This window comes from Pantoea deleyi (genome assembly GCF_022647325.1).
Classification (GTDB): Bacteria; Pseudomonadota; Gammaproteobacteria; order Enterobacterales; family Enterobacteriaceae; genus Pantoea; species Pantoea deleyi.
Genome location: NZ_CP071405.1, coordinates 1,543,263 through 1,562,700, shown reverse-complemented (window position 1 = coordinate 1,562,700; position 19,438 = coordinate 1,543,263). Strand labels below are relative to the sequence as shown.

General features: G+C 61.1%; 16 protein-coding genes. 2 read left to right on the top strand and 14 right to left on the bottom strand.

The features are described from left to right. Positions 1–301: 301 nt before the first annotated feature. Entirely contained in the window at positions 302–1,009 is a 708-nt protein-coding gene (locus tag J1C59_RS07265) for a hypothetical protein (RefSeq protein WP_128086293.1), read from the top strand. Then, a complete protein-coding gene (locus J1C59_RS07260; RefSeq protein WP_140916895.1) occupies positions 1,002–1,649 on the top strand; it encodes an RES family NAD+ phosphorylase in 648 nt (215 codons plus the stop codon). The genes J1C59_RS07265 and J1C59_RS07260 overlap by 8 nt, the downstream gene beginning before the upstream one ends. A 203-nt stretch (positions 1,650–1,852) precedes the next feature. Here the strand turns inward: J1C59_RS07260 and J1C59_RS07255 are convergent, their stop codons facing one another. The 14 genes from J1C59_RS07255 to J1C59_RS07190 form a co-directional block, all read right to left on the bottom strand. Continuing rightward, a complete protein-coding gene (locus J1C59_RS07255; RefSeq protein ID WP_128086296.1) occupies positions 1,853–2,695 on the bottom strand; it encodes an oxidoreductase in 843 nt (280 codons plus the stop codon). Between the two features lie 96 nt (positions 2,696–2,791). Next, positions 2,792–4,573 carry a thiamine pyrophosphate-requiring protein gene (locus J1C59_RS07250; protein WP_128086297.1) on the bottom strand — a complete coding sequence of 594 codons (1,782 nt, stop codon included), beginning with the start codon at positions 4,571–4,573 and terminating at the stop codon, positions 2,792–2,794. A 62-nt stretch (positions 4,574–4,635) separates the two neighbouring features. After that, positions 4,636–6,594, bottom strand: coding sequence for a hydantoinase B/oxoprolinase family protein (locus J1C59_RS07245; RefSeq protein WP_128086298.1), 1,959 nt, complete (start codon positions 6,592–6,594; stop codon positions 4,636–4,638). A 1-nt stretch (position 6,595) separates the two neighbouring features. Next, a complete protein-coding gene (locus J1C59_RS07240) occupies positions 6,596–8,641 on the bottom strand; it encodes a hydantoinase/oxoprolinase family protein (RefSeq protein WP_128086299.1) in 2,046 nt (681 codons plus the stop codon). An 18-nt stretch (positions 8,642–8,659) separates the two neighbouring features. Further along, positions 8,660–9,106: a GNAT family N-acetyltransferase gene (locus J1C59_RS07235; protein ID WP_128086300.1), complete on the bottom strand. Its 447-nt coding sequence runs from the start codon at positions 9,104–9,106 to the stop codon at positions 8,660–8,662. A 246-nt stretch (positions 9,107–9,352) separates the two neighbouring features. Next, a complete protein-coding gene (locus tag J1C59_RS07230; protein ID WP_111140661.1) occupies positions 9,353–9,865 on the bottom strand; it encodes an Lrp/AsnC family transcriptional regulator in 513 nt (170 codons plus the stop codon). Positions 9,866–10,151: 286 nt separating this feature from the next. After that, positions 10,152–11,468 (bottom strand): 4-aminobutyrate--2-oxoglutarate transaminase, encoded by a 1,317-nt coding sequence (gene gabT / locus J1C59_RS07225; RefSeq protein WP_140916894.1) that lies wholly within the window; start codon positions 11,466–11,468, stop codon positions 10,152–10,154. Positions 11,469–11,581: 113 nt separating this feature from the next. Further along, the gene (locus J1C59_RS07220) at positions 11,582–12,715 is read right to left on the bottom strand and encodes a M20 aminoacylase family protein (protein ID WP_140916893.1); all 1,134 of its coding nucleotides are present in this window, start codon (positions 12,713–12,715) and stop codon (positions 11,582–11,584) included. A gap of 1 nt (position 12,716) precedes the next feature. Continuing rightward, on the bottom strand, positions 12,717–13,643 hold the full coding sequence (locus tag J1C59_RS07215; protein ID WP_140916892.1) for a 2-hydroxyacid dehydrogenase: 927 nt from the start codon (positions 13,641–13,643) through the stop codon (positions 12,717–12,719). Further along, positions 13,643–14,485: a GNAT family N-acetyltransferase gene (locus J1C59_RS07210; RefSeq protein ID WP_128084500.1), complete on the bottom strand. Its 843-nt coding sequence runs from the start codon at positions 14,483–14,485 to the stop codon at positions 13,643–13,645. The genes J1C59_RS07215 and J1C59_RS07210 overlap by 1 nt, the downstream gene beginning before the upstream one ends. An 11-nt stretch (positions 14,486–14,496) precedes the next feature. Then, complete coding sequence (locus J1C59_RS07205) at positions 14,497–15,828, bottom strand: NAD(P)/FAD-dependent oxidoreductase (RefSeq protein ID WP_140916891.1); 1,332 nt, start codon at positions 15,826–15,828, stop codon at positions 14,497–14,499. Positions 15,829–15,971: 143 nt separating this feature from the next. Continuing rightward, complete coding sequence (locus J1C59_RS07200) at positions 15,972–17,636, bottom strand: ABC transporter ATP-binding protein (protein WP_128084501.1); 1,665 nt, start codon at positions 17,634–17,636, stop codon at positions 15,972–15,974. Beyond that, on the bottom strand, positions 17,633–18,484 hold the full coding sequence (locus J1C59_RS07195) for an ABC transporter permease (RefSeq protein WP_128084502.1): 852 nt from the start codon (positions 18,482–18,484) through the stop codon (positions 17,633–17,635). The genes J1C59_RS07200 and J1C59_RS07195 overlap by 4 nt, the downstream gene beginning before the upstream one ends. Further along, complete coding sequence (locus J1C59_RS07190) at positions 18,481–19,437, bottom strand: ABC transporter permease (protein WP_111140669.1); 957 nt, start codon at positions 19,435–19,437, stop codon at positions 18,481–18,483. Before J1C59_RS07190 ends, J1C59_RS07195 begins: the two co-directional genes overlap by 4 nt. Position 19,438 lies beyond the last annotated feature (1 nt).

Genomic DNA, 19,438 nt, shown 5'->3' with positions numbered 1-19,438 from the left:
CTGTCAGCGAGTGCATTAAGCGTGCCAGATAGCGGACGATCTCCCCTACCGAAAGCGGGATGCCAGATGGAATACGGCCTGGGATACAAGATCGAATTCTTATGATGTCAGGCACGGAGGGGTGTTTATTTTTTCAGCACGATGATGGCGCAGGGCTGCGCAATAAGGGGGCGTGTTTTGCTATCTCTCACGGCTGAAACTCAGCCTGTCAATGACTACTTTATGAACAACGCGTGTAGGAAATTTGTGCGATATACGATATATTGTAGATATACGATATGTTGTAAACAGGAGCTGAATCATGATCGGGTTTGATAAATCTACCGGCTTCGACGTCATACCCGTGCCGTCCGCCAGCATTTCTTCTTCCCGGTCTCAGGGGCAGGCAGAAATTACCGTCTCAGTACCGCACTGCCATGATGAAGCAGCACAATACTATGTGGTGAAACGTCCAGATTCTGTGGATGAAGCCGCCTTTGAAATCGCCCTGGATGCTGCTTTTCGGGCTGTTTCAGGCGTCAGTCAACTCGCCAGTCACGGTAAGCTGGCTGTTCACCCTGCCGGCGCACTGAAAACTGAGCAGACCCGGCAACCGGTTACGATAAATAACACCGCAAGACTGGAACAACTCAGAAGGCATATTCTGGAAGACAGCGAGTGGTTACCTGCACAGGAGGTCTCGCGCCGTGCAGGCAGTAGTGAGAATGTAAAGAATCCCAGTGGCTTGCCTAATCGCTGGAAACGAACCGGCAGGATTTTTGCCCTGTCCTTTGAAGGCAAGGATCTCTATCCGGCCTATGGGCTGGATATCGGCGGACAACCATTGCCGCTGATGAAAAAAATTATCACGCTGTTTGGCGAACTGAAAACGCCCTGGACGCTGGCTGTCTGGTTTGGAACGCCAAATAGCTGGCTGGGTAATGAAAAACCTAAGGATCTGATGGCATCTGCACCTCAAAAAGTACTGGAGGCGGCACAGCGGGCAAAGGAAGGTCCGGTTCATGGCTGAAAAAATTAAAACACCCGGTAAAGATGACGATTTATCCGTCTCTCTGGTCATCTGGCCAAAAGGTAAAAAGATCGACCGCATTCACTGGTTTCAGTACGGCGCCGCGGAGTTCAATCCTGGAAAAGGCATGGGTCGTTTCAGTCCGATTACTGACCGGGCCGGTCGCATTATCCCGACTCTTTATGGCGGCAGGACGCTGGCTGTTGCCCTGATGGAAACGGTATTGCATGATCTGCCTGTGCCTTGTGAAAATACGCCGGTAGACCTGACAGTACTGAAACAGCTGGTACACAGTCAGCTCACGCCGAATGCAGAGATTAAGCTCGTAGATCTTAATCCACGTTTCATGAAAAAACATGGCATTACGCAAGGCGAATTGCTGGGATCGACTGCCGATCATTATCCGGAAACCCGGCGATGGGCTGAGCGAATACATCACTGTAACCCCGAAGCGCAGGGGCTTCAGTGGGCTTCCAGGCAGCATGGCGACACGGCAATAATGCTTTTTGGCGATCGTATCAGTGATGAAGATCTCGGCATTATGCTTGATGGTCAGCCCGCTTCAGCGTCCGCAGATGTCGAACGTGAACTCGGCGCACTGGCGAATGAGATGGCGCTGATTCTTATTTCCGGATGTTAGTGTGAAACAATCGAATGCCCGACCCGCAATGCGCACGCCTCTCTTCACTGCACAAAAAGCGCGCAACAGGCATTTTGTCGTTACCGGCTCCTGATAAGCCGGAGCAGGCACTTCACTCTGCAAGGCCCGCTGAACGGGCCTTCTCTGTTTTCATCCTGTGCAGACGCACGCAGGCAGCGTTCCGCTTCCCCACGGCACTCACCCTATTCCGGAAAATCAGTTCCGACTGAAGTCTGTTTCCAGGCCTCGACCTCCGCCAGCCTCTCTTTAAGCTTGCTGATGACGGCTTCATGCCCCCAGGCGCCCATCACCAGATGGCGTGGCGGATGATCCTCCTCCGTGATAGCGATCATCGCGCTGGCGGCGCGCGCCGGATCGCCCTTCTGGGTGCCGCTGTTTTCGGCGGTTGCTTTCATCCGTGCGGCGGCGGTCTCTGCATATTCCGGCAGCGTGCTCGGCGTCTGATGCAGTGAACGTCCCGCCCAGTCGGTGCGGAATGGGCCAGGCTCAACGCAGGTGACGTGAATGCCCAGCGGGCCGGCTTCCAGCGCCAGCGCATCGGACCAGCCTTCCACCGCATGTTTGCTGGCAGAGTAGTAGCCGGAACTGGCAAAGCCGATTAAGCCTGCGACTGAAGTGATGTTGATGACGTGACCGCTTCGCGCTTTTCTCATGACCGGCAGCACGGCACGGGTCAGGGCAAACAGACCGAATACATTGGCATCGAACTGTGCACGGATTTCGCTCTCCACGCCCTCTTCCACCGAACTCTGATAGCCATAACCGGCGTTATTCACCAGCACGTCGATCGTACCGAAGGCGTCCAGTGCTGCCTTTACGGCCTGGTCGATGCTCGCCTGCTGTGTGACATCCAGAGCCACCGCCAGCGCGTTGTCGTGTCCGTCAACCAGATCGGCAATGGCGTCGGTATGACGCGCCGTCACGACAACCTTAAAACCCCGCGCAATCGTCTGCTGCGCCAGTTCACGACCAAAACCGGTCGAACATCCCGATATTAACCAGACAGGGGTGGAGTGAGCAGTCATATAAGGACTCCCGTTAAGTGAGATGAAGTGGGGATTACCCGGACGCGAATGCATCCGGGTGTAAGGTTAGTGAGGCGCGACGGCCTCACTTAGCCCCTAATGCTTTTTGTGGAACAGCTGGCTGGCGGTGTCACTGATGATCTGCGCCGCGCCGCGATCGCCCTTCACCATCGACGCCATAAAGGCTTTTGCCTGTTTGAAGGTGATGTGTGGCGGCAACGGTGCGACCTCCGGATCCGTTTTCACCTCCAGTAAAACCGGGCGGTCGGCGCTGAGCGCCTGCTGCCAGGCCGCCGCCAGATCGTCCGGCTGATCGACATAAATCCCGATCAGCCCCAGCGACCGGGCAAATTCGGCATACTTCACATCCGGTAGCTGCTGCGAGGCATCGAAACGGGGATTACCCTCCATCACGCGCTGCTCCCAGGTCACCTGGTTGAGATCCTGGTTATTGAACACACAGACAATCAGGCGCGGATCGGCCCACTGCTGCCAGTATTTCTGAAGGGTGATCAGCTCAGCCATGTTATTCATCTGCATGGCACCGTCACCGACCAGCGCCACCACCGGTTTTTCCGGATGGGCAAATTTTGCCGCAATCGCGTAGGGCACCGCTGCGCCCATACAGGCCAGACCGCCGGAGAGCGTGGCACGCTGCCCCTGCTTAACCCGGTAATCGCGGGCGAACCAGTTGGCGCAGGAGCCGGAATCGGAGGTCACAATCGCGTTGTCCGGCAGCTGGGGAGACATCTCCCACACCACCCGCTGCGGGTTAACCGGATTCGCGGGTGCCAGGGCGCGCTCCTCCATCAGCGTCCACCAGTCGCGCACCTGAACGGCAATCTCTTCCTGCCAGCTGCGATCCTGCTTGTGCTCCAGCAGCGGCAACAGCGCCCGCAGGGTTTCCGCTGCATCGCCGTGCAGATTGACCTCGCTGGGATAGCGCAGGCCTAGCATGGCCGGATCGATATCAATCTGCACCGCACGCGCTTTGCCCTCTTCCGGCAGAAATTCTGTCCACGGGAAGCCGCTGCCGATCATCAGGAGCGTATCGCAGTTCTTCATTAAATCGGAGGAGGGTTTGGTGCCGAGCAGCCCAATCGACCCGGTGACAAAGGGTGCATCGTCCGGCAGCACATCCTTGCCCAGCAGGGCTTTTGCCACACCGGCACCCAGCACATTCGCGGCCTGAACCACTTCAACAGCCGCACCGCGCGCGCCGGCACCAATCAGAATCGCCACCTTTTTACCGGCGTTAAGCACGTCGGCGGCGCGCTGCAAATCTGCCTCATAAGGGATCACTTTCGGACGCTGATAACCGCTGCCGGAATGGGTGAAACCGTGCAGATGCTGCGGCGGCTGCCACTCTTCATCCTGAATATCTTTGGGAATGATGATGACCGCCACGCCATTCTGCGCTTTGGCAATGCGCACGCCCCGATCCAGCAGGTGACGCACCTGACTCGTCGTGGAGGCTTCCTGAACAAAGTTAGCGACGTCGGAAAAGATGCGATCCAGATTCATCTCCTGCTGATAGCTGGCCCCGCGGGCGGTCGCTTCCGCCTGACCGGCGATCGCCAGCACCGGCGCATGGTCCATTTTCGCATCGTAGAGGCCGGTCAGCAGGTGGGTGGCGCCCGGTCCGCCGGTAGAGAGGCAGACGCCCAGTTCGCCGGTGAACTTTGCATGTCCGGCGGCCATAAAGGCGGCCATCTCTTCGTGCCGCACCTGAATAAATTCGATACCTTCGCCTTTAGCATTCGCACGCTGAATCGCGCCCAGCACCCCGTTGATGCCATCTCCCGGATAGCCGTAGATGCGTGTCACACCCCACTCTTTCAGGCGCTGGACAAAAAAATCACTGGTTTTCATGCTCATCGTCGCGTTTCCCCTCGTAGTCCATGCAGACTTAAAGCGTAGTAGACGATGAGCGATTGCCTTTAATTGTTCGTGATAGCCGGATATCGCTGACGCAAATCACTAAATATCTGCGCCATCTCCGCCGTTTCGCCTGATTCCTCAACCCTGCGGAATACCTGGGTTTTCAGGAAGTGACGCCAGCTGACCGGCGCGCTCGCCAGAAAAGTCGTCAGCAGTGCATAACGCGCTGGCGTCCAGAGAGCCTCATAGCGCTGCCGTGCGTCCCCGTGCTCAAAATGGCGGGTTGCCTGCTGCGGCATTTCGGCACGCAGGCGCGCTGTGGCGTCATCATCCACGCGGTTATCTGTCACCACCACGCCATACTGCGTCCTGGCCGCTGCGATACTGAGATAGCCGCAGCGCACATCCTGCATCACGGCCTCCACATCGCGCTGCGACGGCAGGCCATATCCGCCCGCGCCGGGGCCGCGTACTTCAACCACATCGCCCGGCTGGCAGTGGATCACATCCGTGTTGCCGTGATGAAGGATCTCGCCGTTGCGCCGGGTGCAAAAGGTTGACAGCGCGCCGCTGCGTCCGCCCACCACGCCCGCCGAGGCAAACACCGACCGGTTACGGTTGCGCGCCGTAATGGTAGTACCGGGCGAGAAGATCTCAAAAGCCATTTCAGTCGCTAAGCCGCCCCGGAACTGGCCCGCTCCGGCACTGTCCTGCGCCAGCCCGTAACGATGAAAACGAACCGGCACTTCCGCCTCGTTAATCTCGATCGGGGTGTTTTTCAGGAAGGCGGAAAGCCCGCCGGAACCATCGGGGCCGTCATGACGCGGCGTACCGCCCGCTCCGCCGCCTACCGGCCCCAGCGAGGCGACGACGCTGCGGTCATGGATCTGCGTGCGGATATTCATGATGGAGTTGCCGCCGGGCGAGTTCGCCGGCAGGCGTTCCGGCATCGCCAGCGAGAAGACGCCGAGGGTCGCAATCTGCGACAGCGCGCAGGTCAGCGATCGCATCCCGACCGCCGCCGGTGCCTCGCAGTTCATTACCGTACCAGGCGGCAGAATGGCCCGGGTTGGCCGCAGCGTGCCCGCGTTGAGCAGCAGCGAGCGGTCCAAAGTTGAGAGCACATAGGTCACGCCCACCAGCGCCAGCGGATGCCGCTCCCGCCCGCCGGTCGGCATGTTCAGCGACGAGGCCAGCTGCGGATCGCTGCCGGTGTAGTCCAGCGTCAGCTGGTCGCCCTCGACCCGGAGCGTAACGGCGATGCGACAGGGATAGCCGCCCTCTCCATCTTCATCGGCGTAGTCGGCATAGAAATAGTCGCCATCGGGGATGGTGCTGATGATGGCGCGTGCCTGCGCTTCGGCATAATCGAGAATACCTTCAATGCCCTGCAGAAAGTCCTCAATGCCAAAGCGGGCAATGATGTCATGGATTTTACGCTCCCCTACGTTCACCGACGCCAGCTGCGCTTTGAAATCGCCCCAGTTCTGCTCCGGCACCCGGACGTTGAGCCGCATAATGCTGGCAACCTCTTCATTGAGCTGACCCTGCCGCATGATCTTCAGCGGCGGGATGCGGATCCCCTCCTGCACGATATCGGTCAGCGAGCGCGACAGAGAAGCCGGCACCGCGCCGCCCACGTCGGTGTTATGGATGTGACCCACAACAAAGCAGACAATGTCGCCCTGATGGAACACCGGTTTCCAGATATGGATGTCGGGCGAGTGCGTGGCCACGTTACCGGCGTAGGCATCGTTCGTGATACAGATGTCGCCCTCGGCATACTCCTCAATCAGCGCCAGCACCGGCGCGTAGTCGATGCCGCTGTACCAGGGTGCGCCAAAGCTGCGCGGTGAGGCAAAGGCCAGCCCGCTTCGGCTGACAATCTGGCAGGAGAAATCTTCCGTCTCTTTTACGAAGGTGGAGTGCGCGGTGCGCATCAGGGTAAAGGCCATCGCATCGGCCGCGGCGGCGCAGTAGTTCGCCAGGATTTGTAAGTTACGACCATCAATCGCCATGTTATGCCTCGCTCGCCGTAATCAGCAGGTTACCGAATGAATCGACCCTGACGCCCATCCCCGGCGGTACGCAGGTGGTGCAGTCGTCCTGAGCGATAATCACCGGACCACAGAGCTCATGCCCCGCACGCAGCGCCGCGCGCAGCACCAGATCGACCTGATGCCAGCCGCCGTCTATCCACGCCCGGGTCTGCTTCAGCACCGGCACCGCGTCCGTCGCCACGGGCAACGGGCGCATCACGGGTTTAGGCGTGGGCGAGACGATCACCAGCCGCAGAGTGATCAGCTGCACGGGTGCCTGCGGGTCGCAGTGACCAAAGCGTTGATGATGCTGACGATCAAAGGCGTCGTGCAGGGCGGTGAAATCCGCCTGAGCCAGCCACTCCGCCTCCAGCGGCACGTCGATTTCAAACGACTGGCCGCGATAGCGCATGTCGGCGCTGAACTGCAGGTCATAGGGCATCTCGCTGCCGTGCTCCTGCTCCAGCCAGTTGCAGGCCCTCTGCTGCAGTGCCGCGGCTTCACTGGCCAGGGTATCGGCCAGCGCGGGCGTCAGATCGCCGTAAAGCGTGCGGATAAAGTCGTTGCGGATGTCCGCCACCAGCCCCCCCAGCGCGGAGAGGACGCCCGGCGTCGGCGGCACAATCACCCCTTTCATATTGAGTTCGCGGGCCAGAAAGCAGCCCATCATCGGCCCTGCGCCGCCAAAGGCGAGAAACCAGAATTCACGCGGATCAAGGCCAAAGCGCGACAGCAGGCCGCTGGTGTCGCTGTACATGCTGGAGATCGCCAGCTGAATGGCGGTTTCTGCCGTTTCCTGCACCGAAATGTTGAGCGCCTCAGCCAGGGGCTGAAAGGCCTGACAGGCGGCATCAACATCGACCGTCACCGCGTCGTATCCCAGCGCGCCGTGGCCCATCATGCCGCAGGCAGCGAAGGCATCGGTGGCCGTGGGCTGCGTGCCGCCGCGCCGGAAGCAGACCGGACCGGGCAGCGACCCTGCACTGTCGGGCCCCATCTGCAGGACGCCCTGCCCGTCGATCCAGGCCAGCGAGCCGCCGCCCTGACCCACTGAGGTCACGGCGACGGAGGGAATAAATATCGGGAAGTCACCGATGATCTCACCGTTACCCTGCGCCACGTTGCCATCGATAATCACGGCCACATCGGCGCTGGTGCCGCCAATGTCCAGGCTGAGGATTTTATCAAAACCGCAGGCGCTGGCGAGATAGCTGGCGCCAATCACTCCGGACGCCGTTCCGGAGAGCACCATCTGCACGCATTCACGCTTCGCCTGTTCCACGCCCATGACGCCCCCGTTAGATTTCGTGATGCGCGGCGGCGGCCTGACGCCCAGCCGTGTCAGCGCCTGTTCGAAGGATTCCAGGTAGTGGATCACCATCGGCTGAACGTAGGCATTAATGGTGGCGGTGATGGTGCGTTCATATTCGCGGATGATCGGCCAGATGTCCGCAGAGCAGGAGGTCAGCAGTTCAGGCGCGACCTCATCGATGATCGCTTTCACTGCCGCCTCGTTCTGCCGGTTGCGATAGCTGTGCAGCAGCGAGACCACAATGCCCTGACAGCCCGCGGCGCGCGCCTGGTCGATAGCGTTGAGCACGCTCTGACGATCCACCGGTTGCAGCACATTGCCGTGTGCGTCACTGCGTTCGCGGATAGCAAACACCCGATCGCGGGTAATCAGCGGTGCCGCTCGCCGCGAGAAAAGGTCATGGATATGGGGGATTTTCAGCCGGGCCAGCTCCAGCACGTCGCAGAAGCCTTCGGTGGTAAACAGCGCCAGGCGCACGCCGCGCCGCTGAATAACCGCGTTGATCCCGACCGTGGTGCCGTGGGTGAAGTAGCCAATCTCCGCTGGGTCAATGCCCTGGCGCTGCTGAAACTGCGTCAGCCCGGTCACGATCTCGCTACCGGGCTTATCCGGCCGCGACAGGACTTTCAGGGTGTGGATCTGGTGGGTCTGTTGATCAAGCACGGCGAAATCGGTAAAGGATCCACCAATATCCACGCCAACGCGGTATCGCATATCGGGTTAACTCCTGTGTCAGGAAGGGGGAAACTCCATCAGCATTCCGGGATGCTGCACCACGCGCCAGCCGAGCCGCTGATAGACCTGATGAGCATCCTGGGTTGAGAGCATCCAGCGGTGCACCGTTTGCAGCTCCGGATGTTCACGGACGCAGGTCGCCAGCCAGCTGCCCAGCCCGTGACCGCGCCAGTTTTCGTCAATCATCACATCGCACAGCCAGCCAAAGCGGGTGTAGTCGGTGATCAGCCGGGCAAAGCCAATCTGTGACGTCTGGTCATAGAGGCCAAATGGCAGCGAACCGGCTATCGCCCTGCGGGTTTTCTCCTCCGGCTGGCCTTTGGCCCAGTACGATTTCTCCGCCAGCTGGTGGTGAATCCATGCCAGGTCGAGCCGCTGACGGCAGGTCGAAATGGTGAACGCATCGCGCTGCCACTGCTGGTCAGCAATCTGTAATGAGTCCATGACAACTCCTTGTTTCTGTAGCAATCAGTGTAAAAGGATTGGTGCAACGGTTGCGGCTGTAGCGGGCGGTAAAACCTGGCAGGGCCGCTGAAATTGGCAGCGGAAAAAAATTTTATGCTGATGAAGAACCGCAGGCGTGGCGTGGGGGAAGAGGTGCAGGATGAAACGGCCGGAATGGAGGCGCGGGACCGGGGTGACGGCCCGCTTTCAGCATGTCATGAGACAGGGGCGACGCCGGGCCGCCCGTTATACGCCGAATTCGACGGAGTTATGTTTGCCGATCAGCGATCGCAGCGGCACGCTGCTTTTCATAATCGGGGATTTGATCACGATATAACTGAAGTACTTATCAATGCCGATCTGAGCATCGAGCAGCTTCTCAATGACTTCCTGGTAATGTTCAATACTGCGGGTAATGAAGCGCAGCAGGTAGTCGTAGCCGCCGGTGATGAGATGACACTCCATCAGCTCATCCACGTCGCGCATCGCACTTTCAAACTTCATGAAGTCTTCGCGGCGATGGCCTGACAGGGTGACTTCGGTAAAGACCGTCACCGAATCAGTAATGCGGGTGAGATTGATGTGCGCTTCATAGCCGGTGATAAATCCGGCCTGCTCCAGACGTTTGACCCGCTGCAGGCAGGGGCTGGGCGAGAGGCCTACGGCATCGGCGAGGTTAACGTTGCTGATACGGCCATCTTTCTGAAGCTGCACCAGAATGTTGATGTCAATGCGGTCGAGTTTCATTAAGCCGTTCATAGCATCCCCTCACTGTCAGAGCCTGTGCCGGCAGGCGTCATGGTGGCAGGCAGTCCGGAGAGGGACAGCGCGGCACAACCAGCACGAACAGAGAGTCCGTCGGGATGGTGAGCACTGCCCATAGCAGACTGACAAATTAAATAGCCTGACCGGATAGGCTCTTAGTTAAATGTGCAGAACCTCCCGAAGATATAACACGCTTTACCGTAAATGCGCCAGTGCTTCGCAGTGGTTATACCAGCGGGAGATTTTCGACTTACTCTAACAAAATCAATGAGGAACGGTTTTAACCCAACCGGCCCGTGGCGCGGGCCAGCGCAATATCAAAAATATGCAGCGCCTCTTCCAGCTGGGAGTCGGTGGTGACCAGTGGCGCGAGGAAGCGGATGGTGTTGCGATGCAGACCGCATTTAATCAGCAGCAGCCCTTCCTGGCAGGCACTGTCGAGGATCTTCTGGGTCAGCGCCGCATCCGGACGGCCGGTTTCAAAATCGAGAATCTCCACCGCCTGCATAAAGCCCACGCCGCGCACGTCACCGATACAGGCATATTTTTCTGCCAGCTGGCGCAGTCGGCCATTGAGCTGCTGGCCAAGCTGGCAGGAACGCTGCAGCAGGTTCTCCTGCTCAAACAGATCCAGGACCGCCAGCGCCGCCGCACAGCCCAGGGCGTTACCGCCGTAGGTGCCGCCCAGCCCGCCCGGCGTCGGTGCATCCATGATTTCCGCCCGGCCGACCACACCGGAAATTGGCAGACCGCCGCCCAGGCTTTTCGCCAGAGTGATCAGATCCGGTTTAACGCCCAGCTGCTGGAAAGCGAACATCGTGCCGGTGCGCCCGAAGCCGGACTGCACTTCATCGCAGATCAGCAGAATGCCGTGCTGACTGGTGATCCGGCGCAGCGCCTGCATAAAGGCCGGGCCAGCAGGCAGGAATCCGCCGTCGCCCTGCACCGGCTCAATGATGATCGCCGCGACCCGCTCCGGCAGGATCTGCACGGCAAAGAGCTGCTCCAGCGCCTTCAGGCAGTCTGCTTCGGTGATGCCGTGCAGCGGATTCGGAAAAGGCAGCCGGTAGATATCCCCGGGGAACGGGCCAAAGTTCTGTTTGTAAGGCGCGGACATACCGGTCAGGGTGACGCCCAGCAGAGTCCGGCCATGAAACGCCCCATCAAACGCGATGATGCCAGGCCGCTGCGTATGCGAGCGGGCAATCTTGACCGCATTCTCCACGGCTTCCGCGCCGCTGGTGAAGAAGACGCTTTTGTACGCCTCATCACCGCCGACCAGCTGGTTCAGCCGCTGGGCCAGCTCGATGTAGCCCGGATAGGCCACCACCTGAAAACAGGCGTGAGAGACCAGGCCCAGCTGGCGGGTGACCGCATTGACCACCGCCGGGTGATTGTGGCCGACATTCAGCACGCCGATGCCACCGACAAAATCGAGATAGCGGTTGCCCTCCACGTCCCACACTTCACTGCCTCTGGCGCGTTCGATCACCAGCGGATGGGCGGTCACAACTCCGCGCGGGACGTTCTGCTCACGTGCATCCAGTAACAGGCTGTTATCGGAGTATGCTTGCTGTTCTGCCATGACATTCTGCATTCTAAACCCTCATCCACGTAACGTTCGGTTGGCTCAAGTATCGCAATGCACGGGTTTATTACGCTGCCGTAATTCCCCATGCAGCGGCATTTCCTGTCAAAATCCCGCAGCATTCAGCAGGGAAATTTCTCCGCCAGCGCCTGGCGGATCAGCGTGACAAAAACGTCAACGCCATATGGAATCAGCGCATCATTGAAGTCATACGCGGCGTGGTGCAGCGGCTTACTGGGTGCCGAACCCAGCCACAGATAGGCACCGGGGCGCGCCTGCAGCATAAATGCAAAATCTTCGGAGGTAAGCGCAGGCCGGGGGGCGAGGTCCGCCCGGAGGCCTGCGGCTGTCAGCGCCTTCAGACAGAACTGCGCCTCCGCCGCGCTGTTCAGCGTTGCCGGGTAGTAGCGCAGGTAACTGACCTCGGCGCGAAGGCCATGGGCAGCGGTGATGTGCTCTGCCATCTGACGCAGCCGGGCTTCAATCGTGTCCTGCGCGGCCGCGCTGAAGGTGCGCACCGTGCCGGTGATACTCGCCTCTGACGGGATCATGTTGTGTGAAAAGCCCCCCTGCATCCGGGTAACGGTCAGCAGCGCCGTTTCGCACGGATCGAGCGCGCGCGGAACCAGCGTATTGAGCTGTACCACCAGCTCGCTGATCGCCAGCAGGGTATCGCCCGTCAGATGAGGCTGCGCGGCATGGCCACCGCCGCCCAGCACGCGGATATCGAACCGGTCGGCCGCCGCCATAATGGGACCGGGCCGGGTCTGCACCTGGCCGAGCGGCAGCTCCGGCCAGTTATGAATGGCGTAGACGGCATCACAGGGAAACCGGCTGAACAGGCCGTCATCAATCATCGCCTGTGCACCCGCCAGCCCCTCTTCCGCCGGCTGAAAGATAAAGCAGACCGTGCCGTCAAAATGGACGTCGCGCGCCAGTGTTTCGGCAGCGCCCAGCAGCATCACCGTATGGCCGTCATGGCCGCAGGCGTGGCTCACCGGCTCAGTTCCGCTCTGCCAGGCCGTGCCGCTCTGATCCCGCATCGGTAGCGCATCCATGTCCGCCCGCAGGCCGATCATGCGCGGACTGCTGCCCTTTTTCAGTATCCCGACGACACCGGTTTTACCGATACCGCGATGCACCTCAATGCCCAGCGCCTGCAGAAAACGGGCCACGATGTCGCTGGTGCGCTGCTCCTGAAAACCCAGCTCCGGGTGGGCATGTAAATCGCGGCGCAGGGCCACTAAGTGTTCCATCTCAATATCCTCGCGAACGGTCGATTTCACCGTGCAGCGGCTCACCTCGCTGATAGCGCCGCAGATTTTCCAGCAGGGCCGCAATAGCACTCTCATTCTGTGTCTGGCTGGCGATGTGCGGTGTCAGCCAGATCGCGGGATGGTGCCAGAAAGGATGGTTGGGCGGTAACGGCTCCGGATCGGTCACGTCAATCACGGCGGCACGCAGCTGACCACTTGCCAGCGCCTGCAGCAGATCGTCCTCTGCCAGTTGCGGGCCGCGCCCGACCTGCACCAGCGCCGCACCCGGTGGCAACTGACTGAACAGCGTCCGGTTGAGCAGACCCCGCGTGGTTTCGGTCAGCGGCAGCAGGCAGACCAGAATCTCGCTGTGCGCCAGAAACGCCGCCAGCTGATCGTCGCCGTGCCAGCAGCGAACACCGGGACAGTGGCGCGGCGTGCGGCTCCAGCCTGTGCAGTCAAAGCCCAGCGCCACCAGCTGCCCCAGCGCGGCCTGCCCCAGCTCACCCAGCCCCATGACCCCTACCCGGCGCTGCGCGGCGGGGATTGCACGGTGGGCCAGCCACTGCTGCTGACGTTGCTGATGGAAATAGCGCGGCATGTCGCGATGCAGGCCAAGCACCGCGAAGGTGACATATTCGACCATGCCCTGAGTCAGCCCCGGCTCAACCATTCTGATCACCGGCAGGTCGGGCGGCAGCGCATGCAGGTCAAACTGATCGGCGCCGGCTCCCACTGAAAACAGCAGCTTCAGCCGGGGAAAGCGTGCCGGAATGTCAGCCGGAGGCAGCCAGGCAACCAGCGCCTCCACCATCGCCGGATCGCCGGTTTCGGGCCAGATATGCCACTGAATATCGGGTGCGTGTTCCGCCAGCCAGCGTTGCCAGATGCGGCCGCGTTCCGGTTCGGATTTGTAGACGATATGCATCAGGCCATCGCCTGAGTCATGAGACCGAAGGCCTGCATGCCCTGCGGCGTCCACGGCGTGCCGCGCACCATCGTGACAGGAGCATCAACCTGATCCAGCCCAAGGGTATGAAGCCAGCTGGCCATCGGCAGGCTGGCATCGGTGTCGATACGCAGAAACTGCCCCTCAAGGGACTGCATCAGTGTGGCGACCAGCGCCTGCGCGACCGGGAACGTCGCCGCGATCACCGGGCCAATTGCCCAGCCGTGGCCGAAACGGCGCAGGCTGGCGAAGCCCTGAATCTGTTGTGCCGCATCCTCCAGCAGCACCGTCTGACACTCCCGCAGTAAATGTTCATAGAGTGCCGGACGGCACATGCCGTTTGCCTGCTGATCCAGCGTCACCAGCGTGGCGTGATCGGCCTGGGTCGCCGGACGCAGTTGCAGCCCCGCCGGAATTGCCACCGCCGGAAGCGTGGTCAGGGCGCGGGTCTGGTGCTGGCGGATCTCGCCGCAGGTGACGAAACCGAGCTTTTCATACAACCCCTTGCCCATTTCAGTGGCGTGCAGCCGGACATGACAGTCGGGCACTTTTTCCAGTTGCGCCAGCATGAGCTGTTTGCCCAGCCCGCGCCCCTGCTGCTGATTATCCACAATCACCAGCCCCAGCGTGGCGGCGCGATCGCCCCAGCGCCAGAGTATCGCGCTGCCGATGATCCGGCCCTGCTCTTCAATTACCGTCCCCTCACCCAGTTGCAGCGCCAGCTGCCAGTCCTCCCGCCGGTGGGGCCATTTCAGCACCTGCGTCATCTGGAAGCAGGCGTCAAGATCATCGGGTGTCATTGCGCGTAGTGTCAGGCTCATTCGCGTTCTCCTTACATCATGCCTGGCGTATCAAGTCCGCTGCCGTCAACCAGACGGCTGTAGCGGTAAGGTGTCGGATCCACCACCGGTGTGGCTTCGGTTGCCAGATCGGCGGCCAGTCGTCCGGCGCCCGGTCCGATGCCGAAGCCGTGGGCGCTGTAGCCCGCCGAGAGTATCAGTCCCGGCACTTTTGCCACCGCCGAGATCACCGGAATGGCATCCGGGGTGCTGTCAATCATGCCGCCCCACGCCTGCGCCAGCCTGAGACCGGCCAGCGCCGGATATTCCCGTCGCATCGCCGCCAGCCCCTCTTCGACAATCCCGGTATCGGCGGCCGGATCGAGAATACGCATACGTTCAAATGGCGACTCGCGGTCAAAAGCCCAGCGCCCCATCGCTTCCGGGCCATTGAAAAACGGCGACAGGCCGAGGTTCAGCGTGAGGTTTTTCCGGCGACTTTTAAAGGTCGGATAGAACTGACGCGCATAGCGCAGCCCCTGCGCCCCTGGCTCCAGCCGTCCCCGGCCGGAGACCGAGACGGTGTAACTGCCATCCAGCTGGGGCCGGCAGGCGAAGCCGGGCGTATAGAGCGGCATGGCGATCGCCTGTTCGATAGGCTGCGTACGGAAGGCCGTTCCGATCACGTTGCCCAGCGGCAGATCGATGCCGTGGCGACGACAGAACATGGAGGTCCAGGCACCCGCCGCACAGATGACCCGGCTGGTTTTGATCAGCCCGCGCTCGGTCCAGACGCCGCTGACCCGTCCGGCAGCCATATCCAGTCCGCGTACGGCGCACTGCTGAAACAGCAGCGCCCCTTTTTTCTGCGCCCCCGCCACCAGCCCCGGCGCAGCCAGCCGTGGTTCGGCGTGACCGTCGGTCGGCGAGGAGAGGCCGCCCCGCCAGTTGGTGGTGCTGCCGGGCGTCATGGCTTTGGCCTGCTCCGCCGTCAGGATAGCGCTCTGCATGCCGTAGCCTTTTGCCATCTGGTTCCATTTATCCCAGGCCGCAATCTCTGACTCTTCCTGTGTCGCGTAGACCAGCCCGCTGCGACGGAATCCCAGCTCCTCCCCCGTCTCCTCATTAAGCTCGCCCCAGCGCTGCAGCGCATACATAATCAGCGGCAGTTCACGCTCATCGCGATTCTGCTGGCGACACCAGCCCCAGTTACGGCTCGACTGCTCTGCCCCGACCAGGCCTTTTTCGATGAGCACGACATTCACGCCCTGTTTCGCCAGCTCAAAGGTGGCCGCAGCACCGGCGATGCCGGCGCCAATGACCACCACATCGGCGGAATCGGGAAAATTGACACTATCCTGTACGTAACGAAGGGGTGCAGGCATAAAAAGAGGACCTCTGTTGTCAGTAACCGATCGGCTGCGCGGCGACCTTGCCGCATTGCAACTGACCCGTGCGTCTCACCGCCCGCAATGGCGGCAGAGACGGGTAAATGTGGGCGCATTCAGTCTTGCTGAAGGGGTGCCGCTTACTCCGCTTTTAAAATCTCTTCGTGCTCGTCGAGCCATCCCTGACGCAGCTCCGGCACCGCCCGCTTCAGCCGCTCGAAATAGAGCTCGCGGGTCGGTTTATCGTAGTCCTGGCGTGCCAGCTGCGTGACGATGCGGCCGCTCTTCATGACCACAATCTCATCGCATACCGCACGCACCGCATGCATGTCATGGCTGATGAAGATCACGGCCAGCCCCAGCTCACGGCGCAGTTCACTGATTAAGTCGAGCACCGCGGCGGCGACCACGGTATCCAGCGCCGAGGTAACCTCATCGCACAGGATCAGATCCGGCTCTGCCGCCAGCGCCCGTGCCAGATTAACACGCTGTTTCTGTCCACCCGACAGCGCCCAGGGACGCCGCCACAGGACGCTGCGCGGCAGCTGCACCAGATCCAGCAGCTGCCAGAGCCGCTGCTGCCGGGCCGCCCCGCTCAGGCCGTGAAACAGCGTCAGCGGTCGCGACAGGATCCGCTCCACGCTGTGGGCCGGGTTCAGCGCCGTGTCTGCCATCTGAAACACATACTGAATACGCCGCAGCTCGTTATCCGGGCGTTTCTGCATATCGCCCGCGATGTAATGGCCGTTAAACAGAATATGTCCCTGACTCGGCGCATTCAGCCCGGCGATGGCGTGGGCCAGCGTGGTTTTGCCGGAGCCTGACTCACCAATAATGCCAATCGCCTGCCCTTTCCACAGCTGAAGATTGATTCCCGCCAGAATAGGGATTTTTGGCTGTCCGTCGCTGCCTCGCGGGCCATATCCTGCACTGAGGTCGCGCACTTCCAGCAACGGCTGGATATCGGCCGAGTCCGGGCACCAGTTGCTGGGCCGCTCTTTCTGCCGTGCGGCCTCCATCAGCTGACGGGTGTAGTCCGCCTGCGGCGCGCCCATCAGGTGTGCGGTCGAACCATACTCCGCCATTCTGCCCCGCAGCAGCACCAGGATCCGGTCAGCCATCTGCGCCACCACGGCCAGATCGTGGCTGACATAAATCGCAGTGACGCCACGCTGCAGGACCACGCGGCGAAACGCCTTCAGTACCTCCACCTGCGTCGTCACATCCAGCGCGGTGGTCGGTTCGTCCAGGATCACCACGTCCGGTTCACCGATCAGCGCCATCGCCGTCATCAGACGCTGTAACTGGCCGCCCGAGACCTGATGCGGATAGCGATCGCCAATAGTCTCCGGATCCGGCAGCGCCAGCTCACGGAACAGGCCGATCGCCCTGGCTTTTGCCTCCCTGCGGGTCAGCGTGCCGTGAATGACGACCGGCTCGATCACCTGATCCATTATTTTCATGCCCGGGTTAAACGACGCCGCCGCACTCTGCGCGATATAGGCGACTTTGTTGCCGCGAAAGGCGCGCAGCTGACCCGGCGTGAGGCTGTTAACGTCGGTGCCCGCTACGTGCACATGCCCTTCGGCTATGCGGCAGCCGCTGCGGGCATACCCCATCAACGCCATTGCGATGGTGGTTTTACCCGAACCGGATTCACCAATCAGTGCCAGTACCTCCCCTTTCTGCACCGTAAAGTGAATGTCAGAAACCAGGTCAATCTCCTCACCGCGATCGGTCTGCGCCGTCACGCGCAGTTTGTCGACGGAAATGACGGGCATTGCAGTATGTGGTGTCACGTTCATGCTCCCTCCTTCGCCAGAGTCATCGGACGCATCGCCTGCAGGCTGTCGATAAACAGATTGGCCCCGATAGTCAGGCTGGCGATGGCCAGCGCAGGCATCAGCACCGCAGGCGAGCCGTCAAACAGACCCTGCATATTTTCACGTACCAGCGTGCCCCAGTCGGCATAGGGCGGCTGCACACCCAGCCCGAGGAAACTCAGACCGCTCAGCAGCAGTACGATGTAGACAAAGCGCAGGCCAAAGTCAGTCAGCATCGGGTGCACCATGTTGGGCAGAATATCGTGGATTGCGATATACCAGCGGCTTTCACCGCGCAGCCGCGAGGCGCGCACGTAGTCCATGCTGCGCAGCGAGCTGGCCATGGCAAAGGCGATGCGGAAGGCACCTGGCCAGTAGGTAAAGACGGCGGTCAGAACCAGCATCGGCAGCGAGGAGCCAAACACCGCCACGATCATCAGCGACAGCACTTTGCCCGGCAGCACCAGCAGCGCGTCATTGATACGGCCCAGCAGCTCTTCCAGCCAGCGTCCGGTTACGGCGGCGAGCAACGCCAGCAGCGTGCCGACCAGACTGGCCAGCAGCGCGGCACTCAGCGCCAGACCGATGGAGAACTTCGCACCGTAGAGAATGCGGCTCAGCATGTCGCGTCCCAGGTAGTCGGTTCCCAGCAGGTTCTCGGTGGTCAGGCCCCCCATCAGCGGACCGCCGCCGATATCGTCAATGCTGTGCGGCGCCAGGGCGGTGCCGAACAGCGCCATCAGCAGCCAGAACAGCGACATCAGCAGCCCCAGCCGCCCTGACCAGGAGAGCGACTGCAGGAATCGCCACGGCAACAAGAGAGTATTCATGCGCTTCTCCATTTCGGGTTAAAGGCGATAGTCAGAATATCGGCCAGCAGCAGCAGCACCAGGTAACAGGCGGCAAACAGCATGACGCAGAGCTGCACCACGGGCAGGTCCCGGTTGCTGACCGCATCGACCAGCTGGCTGGCCAGACCGGGATAGCTGAAGATGGTTTCGATGATGATGACCCCGCCAAACAGATAGGAGAGGCTGAGCGAGATGGCATTGGCAATCGGCCCGACTGCGTTAGGCAGCGCGTGACGCAGAACGGCCCTGAGCGGCGAAACCCCTTTCAGCTGCGCCATCTCCAGATAGGGGCTGTCGAGCTGATTGATAATGGCGGCGCGTGTCATACGGGCCATCTGCGCCACCAGTACGCAGCAGAGCGTCAGCACCGGCAGCGCGTACGCTTTGAGGTAACTCAGCAGGTCGCTGTCCGGGCTGCCGAATGACATCGCCGACACCCAGTGCAGCCGGACGGCAAAGATCAGCACCGCCACCGTCGCCACCAGAAACTCCGGCACCGCCACCGTCGCCATCGTCGCGATGACCAGCGCACGATCGAGCCGGGAGCCGCGATTCATCGCGGCCAGAATGCCGATCAGCAGCGCCAGCGGCACGCAGATCAGCGTGGTGATAGCCGCCAGTTCAAAGGTCGCGGGGATGCGCTGCGCCACCAGCTGCGAGACCGGCAGATGACTGGCAAACGAGATGCCAAAATCACCCTGCACCAGCCCGGCCAGCCAGTGGAGATAGCGCATCAGCAACGGCTGGTCGAGGCCCAGTTGCTGCCGTAACGCCGCCACCGTTTCCGGCGTGGCGTTCTGGCCCAGGATCATCTGCGCCGCGTCACCGGGCAGCAGGCTGGTGATGAAAAACACCACCGCCGAGACGATAAGCAACGTCAGGATGCCGGCACCCGTGCGCCGGGCAATCAGAAACAGCATGTATCGGTTCATC